Below are 1350 nucleotides of genomic sequence, written 5' to 3'. Positions count from 1 at the left end.
CAGGGTCGAAGCGTTCTCAGATGGTGAGACCGAGTAGCTGAAGGCCGTCGGCTGGGTGGCTGCGGTAGTGATCGGTGGCGGCGGCGATGTTGGTCCAGCCGATCAGGCGGGCCAGGCCGATGGCCAGGTTGCGCAGGCTGGCCATGATGCGGGGTGCGGTGCCGGTGCGGACGCGGGAGGCGTCTTCGCGGTAGGTGACGTCGCGGATGTGGTGCAGGGCTTCGATGTTCCAGTGGCCGCGGATCAGCGCGGCGAGCTGGGCATGGGTGATCCGGCCGGGTGGCAGGCTGGTGATGGCGTAGACGGTGACGATGGTGGTCTTGCCGGTGCGGTGGTCGGTGCGGCGGCGTTTGACCTGGATGGCCTGGGCGGCGTGGGGGAAGGGCAGGCCGGGCCGGGCGGTGCAGATCTTCATGCGGCGGATCTCGCGGCGGCCGTGTGCGGTCTCGTCGGTGCGGTCGTTGAGGATGGCTTCGCGCCAGGGCAGGGCCTTGAGCCGGCGGTGCAGGGTGGGCTGGTTGCCCTTGACGAGGAACAGGTAGTGGCCGCCGTCGGCGACGATCTGCCGGGCGTGGTCGGCTTGGGTGTGCAGGGCGTCGGCGGTGATGACCAGGCCGGCCAGGTCCAGGCCGCGTAGCAGAGGTGTGAACGCCGGGATCTCGTTGCTCTTGGCGTCGACCTGCCGTTGGGCCAGGACGGTCTGGGTGTCGTGGCGGGTGGCGGCCAGCAGGTGAACGGTGCCGTCCCCGGTACGGCTGCCGCGCAGGGTCTTGCCGTCCACGGCCAGCCCGAGCAGGGGTGGTCGGGTGGCGGTGGCCGTCTGGGGTGGCTGACAGGCGGCCAGCTGGGCCAGGTAGGTGCAGGTGGCGGCATCGAAGGCGTCGCCGTCCAGACGGGCCAGCAGCCGGCCCAGGGTGGAGGCGGCCAGCCGGATCGTGGGCGGGAGACCGAGCCGGGTGCGCAGGTCGCAGTCGTATCCGGCGATGAACCGGGTGATCTTCGCCAGCGATGTCGCTCCGCCGAGTACGGCGAGCAGGGCTAACGCCAGCAGCGGGCCGAGCCGGTAGCGGCGTCCGCGGCGACTACGCGGGTCGGGTACGGCATCCAGTACCTCGGCCAGCGTGGGCAGGTCTGCGGCCGGGTCGGTGAGGGTGAGGTGCTCCAGGTGGCGGGAGAGCACGTTGATCGGGGATGATGGCACGCGAACGCGGCCCCTGTTCTTGATCGACTGGCTTAGACAACCGACGATCATCAGGGGTCGCGTTTGTCATCTCTCCAGCGGGGTGCCCTCTTCCGCCTGCCCGGGCCAGGGGTGGGGCCGTCTCACCAGTCGAGAACGCATCGGCCTTG

At 70.5% G+C, this 1350-nt stretch carries 1 protein-coding gene; it reads right to left on the bottom strand.

The annotated features are described in order from the left end of the window. Positions 1 to 16: 16 nt before the first annotated feature. Entirely contained in the window at positions 17 to 1201 is a 1185-nt protein-coding gene (locus AB0J42_RS37685) for an ISAs1 family transposase (protein ID WP_364303391.1), read from the bottom strand. Positions 1202 to 1350: the final 149 nt, after the last annotated feature.

It is taken from the genome of Nonomuraea sp. NPDC049649, assembly GCF_040675175.1.
Lineage (GTDB): Bacteria > Actinomycetota > Actinomycetes > Streptosporangiales > Streptosporangiaceae > Nonomuraea.
This window is presented reverse-complemented; position numbering and strand designations above follow the sequence as displayed.